Genomic DNA, 15,304 nt, shown 5'->3' with positions numbered 1-15,304 from the left:
ATATGCAGCGCCCTTATTTTTTATCTTGTTCAGCAAATTTGTTGCCTTGAATTAGAAATTTCCGCTATCAATCATTCAGCAAACTGTCACGCTGTATGATTGGTATATGCTTGATGTATTGGCACGGAACGAAGGAACGACGACCCCCATGATTCTGATTATTTACGCCCACCCGTATCCCCGGCATTCGCATGCCAATCACCGTCTGCTGCAGGCGGTAAAAGACATTCCTGACGTGGAAGTCCGCTCGCTGTATGAGCTGTATCCTGACTTCAACATCGACATCAACGCCGAGCAGCGTGCGCTGGCGCGCGCCGACATGGTGGTGTTCCAGCATCCCATGCAGTGGTACAGCCTGCCGCCGCTGCTGAAACTGTGGATCGACAAGGTGCTGGAGCACGGCTGGGCCTACGGCCATGACGGCGATGCGCTGGTGGGCAAGGACTGCCTGTGGGCGGTGACCAGCGGCGGTGATGAGCATCACTTCGAACTGGGAGACTTCCCGAACTTCGCCGTGCTGGCACAGCCGCTGCAGGCAACCGCGATCTATTGCGGCATGAACTGGCAACCCTACTTTGCCGTGCATAATACCTTTACCTGCAACGAGCCGGCGCTGGTTGCAGCCGGCGAGGCCTACCGCCAGCGTTTGGTAGAGTATCTGATGGAACACAGTGAGCCTGCGGATCAGGGAGTCGGCCATGGATAATCACAACATGATGATTGAGGGGCTGATCTATCTCGGATCGGCCGCGCTGTTCGTACCTATTGCAGTGCGTCTCGGACTGGGCTCGGTGCTCGGCTACCTGATCGCCGGCTGCATTATCGGCCCCTGGGGGCTGAAGCTGGTCTCCGACGCAGAGTCTATTCTGACCTTCGCCGAGATTGGCGTGGTGCTGATGCTGTTTATCATCGGTCTGGAGCTGGATCCTAAACGGCTGTGGACGCTGCGCGCCTCGGTATTTGGCGGCGGCAGTATCCAGATGGTGGGTTGTGGGCTGGCGCTGAGCGCGTTCTGTTATTTCCTCGGGCTGGACTGGAAGGTGGCGTTGCTGATTGGTCTGACGCTGGCGCTGTCTTCAACCGCCATCGCCATGCAGGCGATGAGCGAGCGTAATCTGATGCCGGCACCGATTGGCCGCAGCTCGTTCGCGGCGCTGTTGTTCCAGGATATTGCGGCGATCCCTCTGGTGGCGATGATCCCCCTGTTGGCCAGCAGCGGCGCGACCACTACCCTGGGCGCGTTCGCGCTGTCGGCGGCGAAGGTAGTAGGTGCGCTGGCGATCGTGGTGCTGCTTGGGCGCTATGTCACCCGTCCGTTGCTGCACTTTGTCGCTCGTTCAGGCATGCGTGAAGTGTTCAGCGCCGTGGCGCTGTTCCTGGTGTTCGGTTTTGGCATCCTGCTGGAAATGGCCGGGCTGTCGATGGCGATGGGCGCTTTCCTCGCCGGGGTACTGCTGGCGAGTTCGGAATATCGTCATGCGCTGGAAAGCGACATTCAACCGTTCAAGGGCCTGTTGCTTGGGCTGTTCTTTATCGGTGTCGGTATGTCGATCGACTTCGGCACCCTGTTCCATCATCCGTTACTGATTGCCTCGCTGTTGCTGGGCTTTATGCTGATCAAGGCGGCGTTGCTGTGGCTGATTGGGCCGTGGCTGGGCGTACCAAAACGCCAGCGCGGCATGTTTGCCATTTTGCTGGGGCAGGGCAGTGAGTTTGCCTTCGTGATCTTTGGCGCCGCACAGCTGGCCGGCGTGTTACCACCGGACTGGGCCAAATCGCTGACGCTGGCGGTAGCCTTGTCGATGGCGGCGACGCCGCTGTTACTGGTGGTGGCCACAAGGCTGGAGAAAAATGCGCCGAAGGACGAACGCCCGGCGGATGTGATTGATGAAGAAAACGCCAGCGTGATCATCGCCGGCTTCGGCCGTTTCGGCCAGATTGCCGGCCGTTTGCTGTTGGCCAACGGTGTACACACCGTGGTGTTGGATCACGATCCTGACCACATTGAAACGCTGCGAAAATTCGGTACCAAAGTGTTTTACGGCGACGCAACTCGTGCCGATCTGCTGGAAGCGGCGGGTGCCGCGCACGCCAAGGTACTGATTAACGCCATCGACGATGTGGAAGCCAACCTGCAACTGACTGAACTGGCCAAGCGGCACTTCCCGCACCTGAAAATCGTGGCGCGCGCGCGCGATGTCGATCACTGGTATCAGCTGCGGCAGTTAGGGGTGGAAAGCCCGGAACGCGAAACCTTCGAAAGTTCGCTGCGCATTGGCCGTGAGGCGCTGGAGCTGCTGGGGCTGGACGCCTACGAGGCGCGTGAGAAAGCGGATACTTTCCGGCGTTACAACCTGAAGATGCTGGAAAACACGCTGGAGAATTACCAGGATACCGAGTTCCGCATTGCCAGCCTGCAGCGGGCTAAGGAAATGCTCAGCGCGGCTATCGAACAGGATCAGAATCGGTTGGCGCGGGTGCAGCAAACCGGCTGGCGCGGCAGTATTGACGGCAAGGCACCGGAAGACGAAGTGGTGGAAGCCAAAGGTTAACGCCGGGGGCGCAGTTCAGTGAACTGCGCCCTTTTTGTGCATCAGCTCAGCGCAACCTTGATACCCAGCGCGATCAGCATACCGCCCAGTAGTTTGTCGACCACCTTCTGCGTTTTTTCCAATCCGCGACGTACCGGCACGCTTTGAAACAATAACACCAGCACCGGCCACCAGACGGCGGACAGGCCCAGGATAATTCCCGCGTACCACAGTTTTTCGCCCAGCCCGGAGTCGATCTGCAGCACCTGCGTGAATACCGCCAGGAAGAACAGCGTGGCTTTGGGGTTTAGCAGGTTGCACAGATAGCCCTGTACAAAAGCGCTGGTCAGGCTCACCTGCTGCTGCGGCAGGTTACTGACGTTCAACTTGCCGCCCCCGCGCGACAGCAGCGCCTGAATGCCCACCCAGATCAGGTAGATCGCACCGGCATATTTCAGCACGTTGAACAGCCACGGCGTGGTGGTGATCACCACCGCTAACCCGGCTACGCAGTAAGACATGTGGGTGGCGACGCCGCAGGTTACGCCGAAGGCGGTCATCATGGCCGCCGGGCGCGGATAGCGGGTGGCATTCTTGATCACCAGGAAAAAATCCGGGCCGGGCGACAGCATACCCAGCGCGGCAAGGCCGGCGACGAACAGCGAAGTTTCAAGCATGGTTGGCGTCTCTGCACAAAAAACGTAATTGCGCTGATAATAACGCCGCTTCCCCTGATTAGCATCAACCCATTGGGGTCCCGTTAGGCAATATGATGAACTTTTATTCAGGGCGCACCACGGGACACTATGAATCAAACCACAACGATCGAAATGCCGGAGCCGCACCGGCAACAACGTGAAATTACCCGCCTGTGCATTCAATGCGCTTTGCTGTTGTTGCAGCACGGCGCCGAAAGCATGGTAGTGGAACAGTTATCGACCCGGCTGGGCATGGCGCTGGGTATGGACAGCGTGGAAAGCTCCATTTCGGCCAACGCGGTGGTGCTGACCACCATCAGCCATGGCGAATGCCTGACCACCACGCGCAAGAATATCGATCGCGGCATCAATATGCAGATGGTGACCGAGGTGCAGCATATCGTCATTCTGGCGGAGCATCGGCTGGCGGATGCGCACGATGTTGCCCGGCGCTTCGCGAAAATTCACCCACTGCGCTATCCGCGCTGGCTGGTGGTATTGATGGTGGCGCTGTCGTGTGGCTGTTTCAGCATGCTGAATGGCGGCGACAACAAGGCGTTCGCCGTGACCTTCATCGCCAGCGGCCTGGCGATGTGGGTGCGCCAGATGCTCACCGCCCGCCATATGAATCCGCTGATCAACTTTTGCCTCACGGCGTTTGTCGCCACCTCGGTTTCCGGCCTGTTATTGCGGCTACCGGCGTTCAGCGAAACCTCCACCGTGGCGATGGCCGCCAGCGTGCTGTTGCTGGTGCCGGGATTCCCGCTGATTAACGCGGTAGCGGATATGTTCAAAGGCCACGTCAATACCGGCCTGGCACGTTGGGCGATGGCCAGTCTGCTGACGCTGGCTACCTGTATCGGCGTGGTGATGGCGATGTCGTTGTGGGATTTACGGGGGTGGTCATGAGTCTGTTGTGGGCTTTGCTGCAAGAGATGCTGCTGGCGGCGGTACCGGCGTTGGGGTTCGCCATGTTGTTCAATGTACCGCTGCGCGCGCTACGCTACTGCGCCCTGCTCGGCGCAGTCGGCCGGGGTTCGCGCATGCTGATGATCCATGCAGGCATGAACATCGAATGGGCGTCGTTTCTGGCGGCGATTTTGATCGGCATGATTGGCATTTACTGGTCGCGCTGGCTGTTGGCGCACCCGAAGGTGTTTACCGTGGCGGCGGTGATCCCGATGTTTCCGGGCATCTCCGCTTATACCGCGATGATCACCGTAGTGGAGATTTCACACCTGGGTTACAGCGAGGCGCTGATGGCCACCATGATGACCCATTTTCTCAAGGCGTGTTTTATCGTTGGTGCGTTATCGATAGGGCTGTCATTGCCGGGGTTGTGGCTGTATCGAAAACGTCCCGGGGTATGAAATCCGGCGGCCGTAAACGCTGGTTATTAGGTATGCTGATAAGAGCTATCTTATATATTCATCTTGCTTGATTAGCCTATCGACGGCAGATAGGCCTTTACGTATAGTGTGAGCAATTTTGCTGCCTACACAGGGTTTAACAATGATTATCAGCCTGATCGCTGCCTTGGCGGCGGATCGCGTTATTGGCATGGAAAACGCCATGCCGTGGCACCTGCCGGCGGACTTAGCGTGGTTTAAACGTAACACGCTGAATAAACCGGTTATTATGGGCCGTAAAACGTTCGAGTCCATTGGTCGTCCGCTGCCGGGCCGCCATAACATCGTTTTAAGCAGCCGTCCCGGCAGTGAAACCGGGGTGACCTGGGCTACGTCTCTGGACGAAGCGCTGGCTGCGGCCGGTGATGTCGAAGAAGTGATGGTAATGGGGGGCGGGCATATCTATACCCAGTTCCTGGCGCGTGCTAACCGCATGTATCTGACGCATATCGACGCCGAAGTCGGTGGCGACACCCATTTTCCGGACTATGAGCCGGACGAGTGGGAAACTTCGTTCAGCGAATTCCATGACGCTGACGAACTGAACTCCCACAGCTACTGCTTTGAGATTTTAGAACGCCGTTGATTTTCGGGCGTTAGTCACCTCTTCCCAAAGGGCACAAGAGATTGTGCCCTTTGTCGTTTCTGCCCCCCCTTCGGTTGTAACATTTTCGTCACACTTCCTGATTAGTATGAAGCTCAACTTCGAGCGCCCGGCAACTCTGGTGAATTTTGATCGCGGCGCCATTAAAAAAGGAAATGAAACCATGACGAGCAAAATTGAGCAATTAGACGCCGACCGCCTGACCGATCCTACCCGTCGCAAACTGCTGCTCGGCAGCGCAGGCGCTGTGGGCCTGGCGGGTTTCCTTGGCGGCGGCATCTGGACGGTTTCCGCCGAGGCGCTGGCCGAGGATTTGCCACCGAACAAGCTGTTGGGTTTTAAAGGCATTGCGGCCTCCACCGCGGATGAGGTGGTGATCGCGCCGGGGTATCGCGCCGAGGTGTTGATCTCCTGGGGGGAGCCGCTGGTGGAGGGCGCCGCCGCATTTGACGCCCAGGGCAACAACAGCGCCGCCGATCAGGAAAAGCAGTTTGGCGACAACAATGACGGCATGAGTTTCTTCCCGATTGATGACAATCACGGCGTGATGGCCATCAACAACGAATACGTTAACGAGCAGTATCTGTTCGCCCACGGTGGCAGCAAGGCCACCAGCCTGGAGGACGTACGTAAATCCCAGGCGGCGCATGGCGTGTCCATCGTGGCGGTAAAGCGCGCCGGGGATAGCCAACGCTGGGCAGTGGAACGTCCTTCGCGCTATAACCGCCGTATCACCGCCAACACCGAGATGCAGTTCAGCGGCCCGGCTGCCGGCCATCCGCTGCTGCAAACCGCGGCCGATCCCACCGGACGCAAGGTGCTGGGCACTTTCGGCAACTGCGCTAACGGCAAAACCCCCTGGGGCACCTATCTGACCTGCGAAGAGAATTTCGATACCTATTTCGGTACCCACCAGGCCGATTACCAGACCACGGCTGAACAGAAGCGCTATACGTTGAAGGTCAGCGAACCGGAGCGCAACTGGCCGGACTATGATGATCGCTTTGACGTGGCGAAGAACCCGAATGAATTCAACCGTCACGGTTGGATCGTCGAAATCGACCCGATGAACCCTACGTCAACGCCAATCAAACACACCGCACTGGGCCGTTTCAAGCACGAAAATGCCGCCGTGACCGTCGCCAAGGACGGGCGTCTGGTGGTGTACATGGGTGACGACGAGCGTGGCGAACATATCTATAAGTACGTCTCCAAAGGCTTGGTCGATATCGCCAATCCGGCCAATAACCGCAGCCTGCTGGATGAAGGCACACTGTATGTGGCGCAGTTTGACGGTGACGCCGGCGGCACGCCGCTGAAGGGGACAGGGCGCTGGATTGCGCTGGAGTTCGGCAAAAACGGCCTGACGCCGGAAAACGGCTTCCGCGATGAGGCGGAGGTGTTGATCTTCGCGCGCAAGGCAGCGGCGCAGGTGGGGGCAACCAGGATGGATCGCCCTGAATGGATCGCCGTGAACCCTCATGACGGGCGTGCCTATTGCACGCTGACCAATAACAGCAAGCGCGGTGAAGAAGGAATGCCGCTGAACGCCGCCAATCCGCGACCGAACAATGTTTACGGCCAGATTATCCGCTGGGATGAGGGCGGCGACGCCACCGCAGCCTCTTTTACCTGGGATATTTATGCGCTGTGCGGCAATCCGATCGCGCACCCGGAGGGGGTCAATCGCGGTACGCCGAACATCACCGCAGATAACACCTTTAACAGCCCGGACGGGTTAGGTTTTGATAAGGCAGGGCGCCTGTGGATCCTCACCGACGGCAAGTACAGCAACAAGGGCGATTATGCCGGGCAGGGGAATAACCAAATGCTGGTGGGGGACCCGCTGAGCGGTGAAATCCGTCGCTTTATGGTTGGGCCGAAGTCGTGCGAGCTGACCGGCATCACCTTTACGCCGGATTACAAGACGATGTTCGTCAACGTGCAGCACCCGGGTGAAGAAGGCGATTCTCATTTCCCGAACAACAGTCCGCGTCCGCGTTCGTCAGTATTGATGATTACGCGTGAGGATGGCGGGGTGATTGGCGCTTGAGTTTAACAGCAGAACAGGCCGGGGCAGCGTCGAACCGCCCCGGTTTTATTATGACGCTGCCAGCGTATTCGCGCCGTCGAGTATGTCGCGGCGGTTCGAAGGCTGAGTGAAGTACTGTTGGTCTTCCCAGCGCAACATGGTCAGATCGCCTCCCCAACAACAGCCGGTATCAAGACCCACAATACCCTCTGGCGTGCCTTTACCTTCCAGCGATGCCCAATGACCAAAAATAATGCTGTATTCAGGATCCACTAAACGCGGCAATTCAAACCAGGGTTTCAGCGGCGCAGGGGCGGTGCCCGGCGCATCTTTACAGATCATGTCGAGCTGGCCGTTCGGGAAACAGTAACGCATGCGCGTCAGTGCATTGGTGCTGAAACGCAGGCGCGCCAATCCGCTCAGTTCCGGGGTCCAGTTGTTCGGCATATCGCCGTACATGGCATCCAGGAACAACGGATAGCTGTCGCTGCTCAGTACCGCTTCTACTTCGCGGGCGCACAGTTGGGCGGTTTCGATGTCCCACTGTGGGGTGATGCCGGCATGCGCCATCACCAGTTTGAGCTCTTCATCCACCTGCAGCACCGGTTGGCGGCGCAGCCAGTTGATCAGCTCATCGGCATCCGGGGCCTCCAGCAGCGGAGTGATGCGATCTTTGGGTTTGTTGCGGCTAATGCCGGCATAGACGGCCAGCAGATGCAGATCGTGGTTGCCCAACACCATGCGCACCGCGGGGCCGAGCGAACGTACGTAGCGCAACACGTCCAGCGAACCGGGGCCACGGGCGACCAGATCGCCGGTCAGCCACAGCCTGTCATTTTGTGGATCGAAGGCAGCCTGAGCCAATAGCGACTGCAGTTCATCAAAACAGCCATGAACGTCGCCGATAAGATATGTCGACATAGTTAGTGAATCAGCGTTGGGATAGCTAAGCGGAACACGGGAATAGCGGTGCGGAACGGTTGACCTTGATGATCAACCATCTCGTAATGGCCTTCCATGGTGCCCAGCGGCGTTTCAAGGACCGCACCGCTGGTGTATTGGAATTCGCCGCCGGGCTGGATGAGCGGTTGTTCGCCGATCACGCCTTCGCCCTGAACTTCGGTTTGGCGGCCATTGCTGTTGGTAATTAACCAATAACGGCCCAGCAGCTGTACGTTGAAACGCCCCAGATTGCGGATGGTGATGGTATAAGCGAAGACGTAACGTTCTTCCTCAGGTATCGACTGTGATTCCACGTAGATACTTTGTACCTGAATACATACACGGGGCGAATCAATCATGACCACTACTCCTTATTGCTGCGGCGTGGGATTGGCTGAAAGCCAGTTAGCCAGCTTACAGTATTGCGCCACAGAAATATTCTCTGCTCTTAACGTCGGATCGACACCCAATTCCGTCAACTGCTCTGGGGTGAACAGATCGCCCAGGCTGTTGCGAACGGTTTTCCGGCGTTGGTTGAATGCCTGAGTCGTAATGCGGCTCAGCATACGCACGTCGCCCACCGGGTTAGGGTTCACCTGGTGCGGCACCAGACGTACCACTGCGGAGTCCACTTTCGGCGCCGGAGTGAACGAGGTTGGTGGCACTTCCAGCACCGGGATCACGTTGCAGTAGTACTGCGCCATCACGGTCAAGCGCCCGTAGGCTTTGCTGTTCGGGCCGGCAACCAGACGGTTGACTACCTCTTTTTGCAACATAAAGTGCATGTCGCGAATGGCCTGAGTATAGCTGAAAAGGTGGAACATCAGCGGCGTCGAAATGTTATACGGCAGGTTGCCAAACACGCGCAGCGGTTGGCCGGCCTGCTCGGCCATCTCGGCGAAATTCACCGTCATGGCATCTTGCTGGTGAATGGTCAGTTTGTCTTTCAGCTGCGGGTGGTTTGCCAGGCGGGCCGCCAGATCGCGGTCCAGCTCAATCACCGTCATGCGGTCCATGCGTGCGCCGACCGGCTCGGTCAGTGCGCCCAGACCGGGGCCGATCTCAACCACCGCTTCGCCCGGCTGCGGGTGAATGGCGGAGACAATGCTATCGATGACAAACTGATCGGTTAAAAAGTTTTGTCCAAAGCGTTTGCGGGCAAAGTGCCCTTGGTGGACTTTATTATTCATTACAATTAATTATCATTTTAATGGCGAGATTCAAGGCCGTTTTGAAACTGCCTGCATCGGCGGTGCCGGTGCCGGCCAGTTCCAGAGCGGTACCGTGGTCGACCGAGGTACGAATAAAAGGCAAACCGAGGGTGATATTTACCGCCCGGCCGAACCCTTGGTATTTTAGCACCGGCAGACCCTGATCGTGATACATCGCCAGCACCGCATCGGCATGTTGCAGATACTTGGGCTGGAACAGGGTGTCCGCCGGCAGCGGGCCGATAAGACCGATGCCCTCCTCGCGCAACGCATCGAGCGCCGGGATGATGGTATCGATCTCTTCGCGCCCCATATGGCCGCCTTCCCCTGCGTGCGGGTTCAGTCCGCAGACATAAATCTGCGGCTGGGCGATGCCAAATTTGGTTTTCAAATCGTTGTCGAGGATGCGAATGACTTCGAACAAGCTTTGACGTGTGATGGCACCAGGCACCGCCAACAACGGCAGATGAGTGGTCGCCAGCGCCACGCGCAGTTCTTCGGTCGCCAGCATCATCACTACGCGCTCGCAACCGCTGCGATCGGCAAAGAATTCGGTATGGCCGATAAAGGGCACGCCGGCGTCGTTGATCACGCCTTTGTTCACCGGGCCGGTGATCAGCGCGGCGAACTCGCCGTTCAGGCAACCGTCGCAGGCGCGTGCCAGGGTTTCCACCACGTAGGCGCTGTTGCCCACGTTCAGCTCGCCCGCCACCACCGCATGAGCGGTGGCGACCGGCAGCACCGTCAGGGTACCTGCACGCTGTGGCTGGGCGGGTTGACCCGCCTGATAGTCGCGAAGCTGCAACGGCAGGTTCAACTGCCGGGCGCGTTCAAGCAACAAGGCCGGATCCGCGCACACCACCAGCTCAACAGGCCAATCCTGTTGCGCCAGCGCTGCCACTAAATCCGGCCCAACCCCGGCGGGTTCGCCGGGGGTGATGACTATGCGATTATTGTTGTGCATTACCGTCAAGGATCTTCACGTAAGCCTGAGCACGTTGTTCCTGCATCCAGGTCTGCGCTTCTTCAGCAAACTTGCGGTTGAACAGCATGCGGTAAGCGCGATCTTTCTGCGCCGCGTCGGTTTTGTCCACCTGACGCGTATCCAGCAACTGAATCAGGTGCCAGCCGAAGGAAGAGTGAACGGGTTGGCTGACTTCGCCTTTGCTCAGCTTCATCAATGCGTCGCGGAAGGCCGGATCGTAAATGTCCGGAGAAGCCCAGCCCAGATCGCCGCCCTGCAGTGCAGAACCAGGATCCTGAGACAGCTGTTTGGCTTCGTCAGCAAACTTGGCCTTGCCGCTCTTGAGCGCTTCGGCTACTGCCTGCAATTTGGCGCGCGCCTGATCGTCGGTCAGCACCACGGAAGGCTTCAGCAGAATGTGGCGTGCATGAACCTCGGTCACGGATACGGACTGGTTGGCACCGCGGATATCATTCACTTTCAGAATGTGGAAACCGACACCGGAGCGGATTGGGCCGACCACATCGCCTTTTTTGGCGTTAACCAGTCTTTCGGCAAACAGGGTAGGGATTTCTTGCAGCTTGCCCCAACCCATGTTGCCGCCTTTCAGCGCCTGGGAGTCGGCAGAATAGGAGATCGCCAGCTTGCCGAAATCGGCGCCGCCGTTGATTTCACCCATCAGCTTTTTGGCCATGGCTTCTGCTTCGTCAACCTGCTGCTGCGACGGGTTTTCCGGCAACGGGATCAGGATGTGGCTGATGTTCATTTCGGTATCGCTGCCGTTCTGGGCGCCAACCTGTTTTGCCAGCGCGTCCACTTCCTGAGGCAGGATAGTGACGCGACGGCGCACTTCGTTGTTGCGCACTTCAGAAATCAGCATTTCCTTGCGGATCTGGGAACGGTAGGTGTTGTAGTTCAACCCTTCGTACGCCAGACGGCTGCGCATCTGATCGATGCTCATTTTGTTCTGTGCGGCGATATTGCCGATGGCTTTGTCCAGATCGGCGTCGGAAACGGTGATCCCCATTTTCTTGGCCATCTGCAACTGGATGTTATCCGTAATCAGACGCTCAAGGATCTGGTGACGCAGCGTATTGTCATCCGGCAATTGCTGGCCGGCCTGTTGCGCATTGAGTTTCACCGACTGCAACAGACTGTTCACGTCGCTCTCAAGCACTACGCCGTTATCCACGACGGCGGCGACTTTATCCACTTCTTGGGGTGCTGCGAACGCGGTATTGGCGCAAACCACCAATCCGAGAATAAGCGTTCTCCAGTTCTTCATACATTTCCCATTCTGTAATCCGCAAATGCGGGTGAAAGTTCTCGTTTTCAAAGTGTTACAAAGTATCAAAATGCACGCTGGTAAGGCAGAATGCCGGAACGCAGCATTTCCGCGGAGCCCAGGCTGTGATCGCTGCTCAGGCCACGCAGTTCGATATTGAATGAAACTTTGTTGTCATAAACGCTGCTTTGGTTGCTGTTGTTCCAGTCGGTGATCTTGCGCTCATAGCCCAGAGTCACTGCCCAGCAGCAGGTGTTGTACTTCAGACCGAGCAACTGATCGGCGGATTGCTGCGCGCGGGTGTCGTAGTAATAAGCGCCCACGATTGACCAGCGATCGGCAATCGGCCAACTGCCGGTTACGCCCACCTGAGAGATCCCGTCCTGATAGGCGGGAACCTGTGCGGTGTTCAGCGCCGTCTGGATATATTCCGGCGTGGCGTAGCGGTAGTTCAACTGCAGAACGCGTTCTGCATCCTGACGGTACTCCAGCACGCCGTTACCCAATGAGACGCTGGCAAGACGCGTATCGTACTGCAGCCCGCCACGCAGGCCCCAGTGGTCATCAATCTTCCAATAAGTGTCGCCGGCCCATGCCAGGCTGCCGGTATCGTCATTGTTATCGTAACCGCTTGTCTGGTCGCCGGTGCGCGAACGGCTGAAGTAGTAGATTTGACCCACGGAAGCGTTAAAACGTTCAACCAGCGCGTCATCATAAATTCGCGTGGTTAAACCGGAGGAAACACGGTTCTGCGAAGCGATGCGATCCAGGCCGCTGTAAGTGCGGTCGCGGAACAGGCCGGAGTAGTCGGTTTGCAGCAGGGTGGTGTCGTAGGTATAGATGTTGCTCTGATCGCGGTACGGCACGTACAGGTACTGCACGCGCGGCTCCAGGGTTTGGGTGTAACCCTCCGACCAGTTCATGTTACGGTCGAACACCATTTTGCCGTCGACCTTGAACTGCGGCAACACGCGGTTGACCGAATCCTCGAGGTCTGGCGCATCGTTGCCGGTACGGCTCTTGTAGTTGTTGGCAAAGCCGTCAGGAATATCCTGCTGATAATGGGTGGCCAGCAGTTTGGTTTCGGTGTTCAGGCTGGCCCAGCCGTTGGTCAACGGCAGGCTGAGCGTTGGCTCAAGGTGCAAACGGGTGGCGTCCGGGCTGTACGGGTTGACGCTGGTGAACTTGGCACCCTGGCCGTAAATGCGCAAATCGAACGGACCGAGATCGTTTTTATAGTAGTTCAGGTCCAGTTGCGGTTGCACTTTATAGGATTCGGAACTGGCGCGATCGGTGTCGTCGTAGACCTGGAACTGCTTGGAGCTTAAGGTGGCATCCCAGTTGTCAACGGCGTAGCCAACGCTGAATTTCTGCGTTGCGTAACCGTCGGTGGTTGAGCCGTATTTCGAATCCAGATCGGTAAAGTATTTGGAGTCGCTGACCTTGGTGTAGTCAACGTTAAAACGCCACACCTGATCCATCACACCGTTGTGCTGCCAGAAGAACAACCAGCGGGTGCTGTCGTCAGGGTTGTCCTTGCTGTATTCCTTGTCGTCCGGCAACCAATCGAACTCCATCAGGCCCAAACCGGGTTGCAACAGATAGCGGAATTCGTTCTGCCACTGCAGGCCACGTTTGGACATGTAGTGCGGTGTGATAGTGGCGTCGAAGTTTGGCGCGATGTTCCAGTAATACGGCAACATGAACTCAAAGCCATTGTTGCTGCCGTATTTTGCATTCGGGATCAGGAAGCCCGAACGGCGTTTGTCGCCGACCGGCAATTGCAGGTACGGGCTGTAAAACACCGGTACGCCACCGATTTTGAAGCGGGCGTTCCAGACTTCAGCGACCTGCTCTTCGCGGTCGTGGATCACTTCTGAACCGACGACGCTCCAGCTGTTGTCGCCAGGCAAACAAGAGGTAAAGGTGCCGTTTTCCAGAATGGTGTAACGGTTGGCGCCGCGCATCTTCATCTTGTCGGCGTCGCCGCGCCCCTGACGGCCTACCATTTGGTAGTCGCCTTCATAGACGTCGGTATCTTTATTGTTCAGGTTCGACCAGGCTTTCGGGCCTTTTAGCTTGATCTGATTGTCGCTGTAGTGAACATCACCGGTTGCAGTCACGGTGCGAACCGGTTCGGTCTGCCCCGGATTTTGCGTCTGGTTCAGTTCCACTTGCTTGGCAGTCAGGGTGCTGTTGCCTTGTTCGATATTCACGTTACCGGTGAACAGGGCGCTTTTCGGATAGTCTGCTTTGGAGTCATCCGCATGGATGGTGACCGGCAGGCTGTTCGGGTCGCCGCTGACCAGCGGTTTGTCATAAACAGGAACGCCAAGCATGCATTGCTCGGCCAGATCAGCCAGCGCGTGCTGACTGTAGAGTGCCGTCCAAATCATTGTGGCCAGCAGTGTTGGGAAACTTTTTTTCATACGCGGTTTTGGTGTTCCGTCATCAGAGGCGTCATGTCCGGCAAACGGTCAGAGACTATATCACTCATCTGCGTTGCGCTAGTGTTAAATCCTGCCGTTTACTTGCGTCGTCGTTAGGCGCAAAGATAAATGACAGGTATGATAATCCAAATCCTGGGAAAAATCGCCTTAACCCTTATCTAAGACAGAAGGGAGCCGGCGGCTTTCGGCATGATAATTGAGGAGTATATGCAGTATTGGGGAAAACTGCTCGGGGTCATCGTTGCCATTTGGGCTGGCGCGGGATTCTGGGGTGTAGTTTTGGGGCTGATTGTCGGTCATATGATCGACACTGCGCGCAGCAACAAGCGCAGCCGGGGCTTTTTCGCCGACCAGCAAACGCGGCAAACGCTGTTTTTCCGCACCACTTTTCAGGTGATGGGTCACCTGACCAAATCAAAAGGGCGCGTTACCGAGGCGGATATTCAGATCGCCAGCCTGTTTATGGATCGTCTGCAACTGCACGGTGAAGCCCGTACGGCGGCGCAGCAGGCGTTTCGCGAAGGCAAACAGAGCCAGTTCCCGCTGAGAGAGACGCTGCAGCAGTTCCGCAGCATCTGTTTCGGCCGTTTTGACCTGATTCGGATGTTTCTGGAAATTCAAATCCAGGCGGCATTTGCCGACGGCTCGTTGCATCCGAACGAACGTCAGGTGCTGTATGTGATCGCCGAAGAGCTGGGAATTTCGCGTGCGCAGTTCGATCAGTTCCTCAGCATGATGGAAGGCGGGCGCCAGTTTGGCGGCGGTCAGCAGGGCGGCTATCAGCAAGCGCAGCGCGGGCCAACGCTGGATGATGCCTGCAAAGTGCTGGGGGTCAGCAGCAGTGACGACGCCACCACCATCAAGCGCGCCTACCGCAAGCTGATGAGCGAACACCATCCGGATAAACTGGTGGCGAAAGGTTTGCCGCCGCAAATGATGGAAATGGCCAAGCAGAAAGCGCAGGAAATTCAGGCAGCATATGACCTGATCAAGCGCGAGAAAGGCTTCAAATAACGATACCCGTCATACGACGTAGGGGCCCGGCATGCCGGGCCCTAATGAGATGGTCACCCCCACCCTGTGAGGCGTACGCTGACAGGGTGTTTTTCTTTCTGAAGGGGATCATCATGCAAAACGTTACGCTGATTGGTATCGACCTTGGTAAACACAGCTTCCAC

14 protein-coding genes are annotated in these 15,304 nt (G+C 57.3%); 7 read left to right on the top strand and 7 right to left on the bottom strand.

All coding sequences use genetic code 11. From position 1 onward, the window contains the following. Window positions 1-148 precede the first annotated feature (148 nt). Together kefF and kefC are read left to right on the top strand one after the other, a co-directional pair. Entirely contained in the window at window positions 149-706 is a 558-nt protein-coding gene (gene kefF / locus D4100_RS12855; RefSeq protein ID WP_119804516.1) for a glutathione-regulated potassium-efflux system oxidoreductase KefF, read from the top strand. Beyond that, window positions 699-2,552: a glutathione-regulated potassium-efflux system protein KefC gene (gene kefC, locus D4100_RS12850; RefSeq protein ID WP_119804515.1), complete on the top strand. Its 1,854-nt coding sequence runs from the start codon at window positions 699-701 to the stop codon at window positions 2,550-2,552. The genes kefF and kefC overlap by 8 nt, the downstream gene beginning before the upstream one ends. A gap of 41 nt (window positions 2,553-2,593) precedes the next feature. Here kefC and D4100_RS12845 read toward each other — a convergent pair whose 3' ends face one another. After that, window positions 2,594-3,208 carry a LysE family translocator gene (locus tag D4100_RS12845; RefSeq protein WP_119804514.1) on the bottom strand — a complete coding sequence of 205 codons (615 nt, stop codon included), beginning with the start codon at window positions 3,206-3,208 and terminating at the stop codon, window positions 2,594-2,596. Window positions 3,209-3,337: 129 nt separating this feature from the next. On the opposite strand from D4100_RS12845, the gene D4100_RS12840 reads away from it, so the two are divergent. From D4100_RS12840 to D4100_RS12825, 4 genes are all read left to right on the top strand, one after another. Continuing rightward, window positions 3,338-4,138, top strand: coding sequence for a threonine/serine exporter family protein (locus D4100_RS12840; protein WP_006317556.1), 801 nt, complete (start codon window positions 3,338-3,340; stop codon window positions 4,136-4,138). After that, complete coding sequence (locus tag D4100_RS12835; protein WP_043912103.1) at window positions 4,135-4,599, top strand: threonine/serine exporter; 465 nt, start codon at window positions 4,135-4,137, stop codon at window positions 4,597-4,599. Before D4100_RS12840 ends, D4100_RS12835 begins: the two co-directional genes overlap by 4 nt. A gap of 142 nt (window positions 4,600-4,741) precedes the next feature. After that, window positions 4,742-5,224 carry a type 3 dihydrofolate reductase gene (folA, locus tag D4100_RS12830; RefSeq protein WP_006317558.1) on the top strand — a complete coding sequence of 161 codons (483 nt, stop codon included), beginning with the start codon at window positions 4,742-4,744 and terminating at the stop codon, window positions 5,222-5,224. Between the two features lie 181 nt (window positions 5,225-5,405). Beyond that, window positions 5,406-7,295, top strand: coding sequence for a PhoX family protein (locus D4100_RS12825; protein ID WP_006317559.1), 1,890 nt, complete (start codon window positions 5,406-5,408; stop codon window positions 7,293-7,295). Window positions 7,296-7,343: 48 nt separating this feature from the next. On the opposite strand, the gene apaH is transcribed toward D4100_RS12825, so the two are convergent. From apaH to lptD, 6 genes are all read right to left on the bottom strand, one after another. After that, window positions 7,344-8,195, bottom strand: coding sequence for a bis(5'-nucleosyl)-tetraphosphatase (symmetrical) ApaH (gene apaH, locus D4100_RS12820; RefSeq protein WP_006317560.1), 852 nt, complete (start codon window positions 8,193-8,195; stop codon window positions 7,344-7,346). Between the two features lie 2 nt (window positions 8,196-8,197). Further along, window positions 8,198-8,575: a Co2+/Mg2+ efflux protein ApaG gene (apaG, locus tag D4100_RS12815; RefSeq protein WP_006317561.1), complete on the bottom strand. Its 378-nt coding sequence runs from the start codon at window positions 8,573-8,575 to the stop codon at window positions 8,198-8,200. A gap of 12 nt (window positions 8,576-8,587) precedes the next feature. Next, the gene (gene rsmA, locus D4100_RS12810; RefSeq protein WP_006317562.1) at window positions 8,588-9,406 is read right to left on the bottom strand and encodes a 16S rRNA (adenine(1518)-N(6)/adenine(1519)-N(6))-dimethyltransferase RsmA; all 819 of its coding nucleotides are present in this window, start codon (window positions 9,404-9,406) and stop codon (window positions 8,588-8,590) included. Continuing rightward, complete coding sequence (gene pdxA, locus D4100_RS12805; RefSeq protein ID WP_006317563.1) at window positions 9,399-10,391, bottom strand: 4-hydroxythreonine-4-phosphate dehydrogenase PdxA; 993 nt, start codon at window positions 10,389-10,391, stop codon at window positions 9,399-9,401. Before pdxA ends, rsmA begins: the two co-directional genes overlap by 8 nt. Continuing rightward, window positions 10,378-11,676: a peptidylprolyl isomerase SurA gene (surA, locus tag D4100_RS12800; protein ID WP_006317564.1), complete on the bottom strand. Its 1,299-nt coding sequence runs from the start codon at window positions 11,674-11,676 to the stop codon at window positions 10,378-10,380. Before surA ends, pdxA begins: the two co-directional genes overlap by 14 nt. 65 nt (window positions 11,677-11,741) lie before the next feature. Next, window positions 11,742-14,105 (bottom strand): LPS assembly protein LptD, encoded by a 2,364-nt coding sequence (gene lptD, locus D4100_RS12795; protein WP_119804513.1) that lies wholly within the window; start codon window positions 14,103-14,105, stop codon window positions 11,742-11,744. A 228-nt stretch (window positions 14,106-14,333) separates the two neighbouring features. Between lptD and djlA the strand changes: the two genes are divergently transcribed. Continuing rightward, complete coding sequence (djlA, locus tag D4100_RS12790) at window positions 14,334-15,140, top strand: co-chaperone DjlA (protein WP_006317566.1); 807 nt, start codon at window positions 14,334-14,336, stop codon at window positions 15,138-15,140. Window positions 15,141-15,304 lie beyond the last annotated feature (164 nt).

The sequence above is a fragment of the Serratia inhibens genome (genome assembly GCF_003591175.1).
Lineage (GTDB): Bacteria > Pseudomonadota > Gammaproteobacteria > Enterobacterales > Enterobacteriaceae > Serratia > Serratia inhibens.
This window is presented reverse-complemented; position numbering and strand designations above follow the sequence as displayed.

Bases quoted from the DNA above. Each gene is read 5' to 3' on its own strand.
- kefF (WP_119804516.1), top strand. From the start codon at position 149: ATGATTCTGATTATTTACGCCCACCCGTATCCCCGGCATTCGCATGCC.
- kefC (WP_119804515.1), top strand. From the start codon at position 699: ATGGATAATCACAACATGATGATTGAGGGGCTGATCTATCTCGGATCG.
- D4100_RS12845 (WP_119804514.1), bottom strand. From the start codon at position 3,208: ATGCTTGAAACTTCGCTGTTCGTCGCCGGCCTTGCCGCGCTGGGTATG.
- D4100_RS12840 (WP_006317556.1), top strand. From the start codon at position 3,338: ATGAATCAAACCACAACGATCGAAATGCCGGAGCCGCACCGGCAACAA.
- D4100_RS12835 (WP_043912103.1), top strand. From the start codon at position 4,135: ATGAGTCTGTTGTGGGCTTTGCTGCAAGAGATGCTGCTGGCGGCGGTA.
- folA (WP_006317558.1), top strand. From the start codon at position 4,742: ATGATTATCAGCCTGATCGCTGCCTTGGCGGCGGATCGCGTTATTGGC.
- D4100_RS12825 (WP_006317559.1), top strand. From the start codon at position 5,406: ATGACGAGCAAAATTGAGCAATTAGACGCCGACCGCCTGACCGATCCT.
- apaH (WP_006317560.1), bottom strand. From the start codon at position 8,195: ATGTCGACATATCTTATCGGCGACGTTCATGGCTGTTTTGATGAACTG.
- apaG (WP_006317561.1), bottom strand. From the start codon at position 8,575: ATGATTGATTCGCCCCGTGTATGTATTCAGGTACAAAGTATCTACGTG.
- rsmA (WP_006317562.1), bottom strand. From the start codon at position 9,406: ATGAATAATAAAGTCCACCAAGGGCACTTTGCCCGCAAACGCTTTGGA.
- pdxA (WP_006317563.1), bottom strand. From the start codon at position 10,391: ATGCACAACAATAATCGCATAGTCATCACCCCCGGCGAACCCGCCGGG.
- surA (WP_006317564.1), bottom strand. From the start codon at position 11,676: ATGAAGAACTGGAGAACGCTTATTCTCGGATTGGTGGTTTGCGCCAAT.
- lptD (WP_119804513.1), bottom strand. From the start codon at position 14,105: ATGAAAAAAAGTTTCCCAACACTGCTGGCCACAATGATTTGGACGGCA.
- djlA (WP_006317566.1), top strand. From the start codon at position 14,334: ATGCAGTATTGGGGAAAACTGCTCGGGGTCATCGTTGCCATTTGGGCT.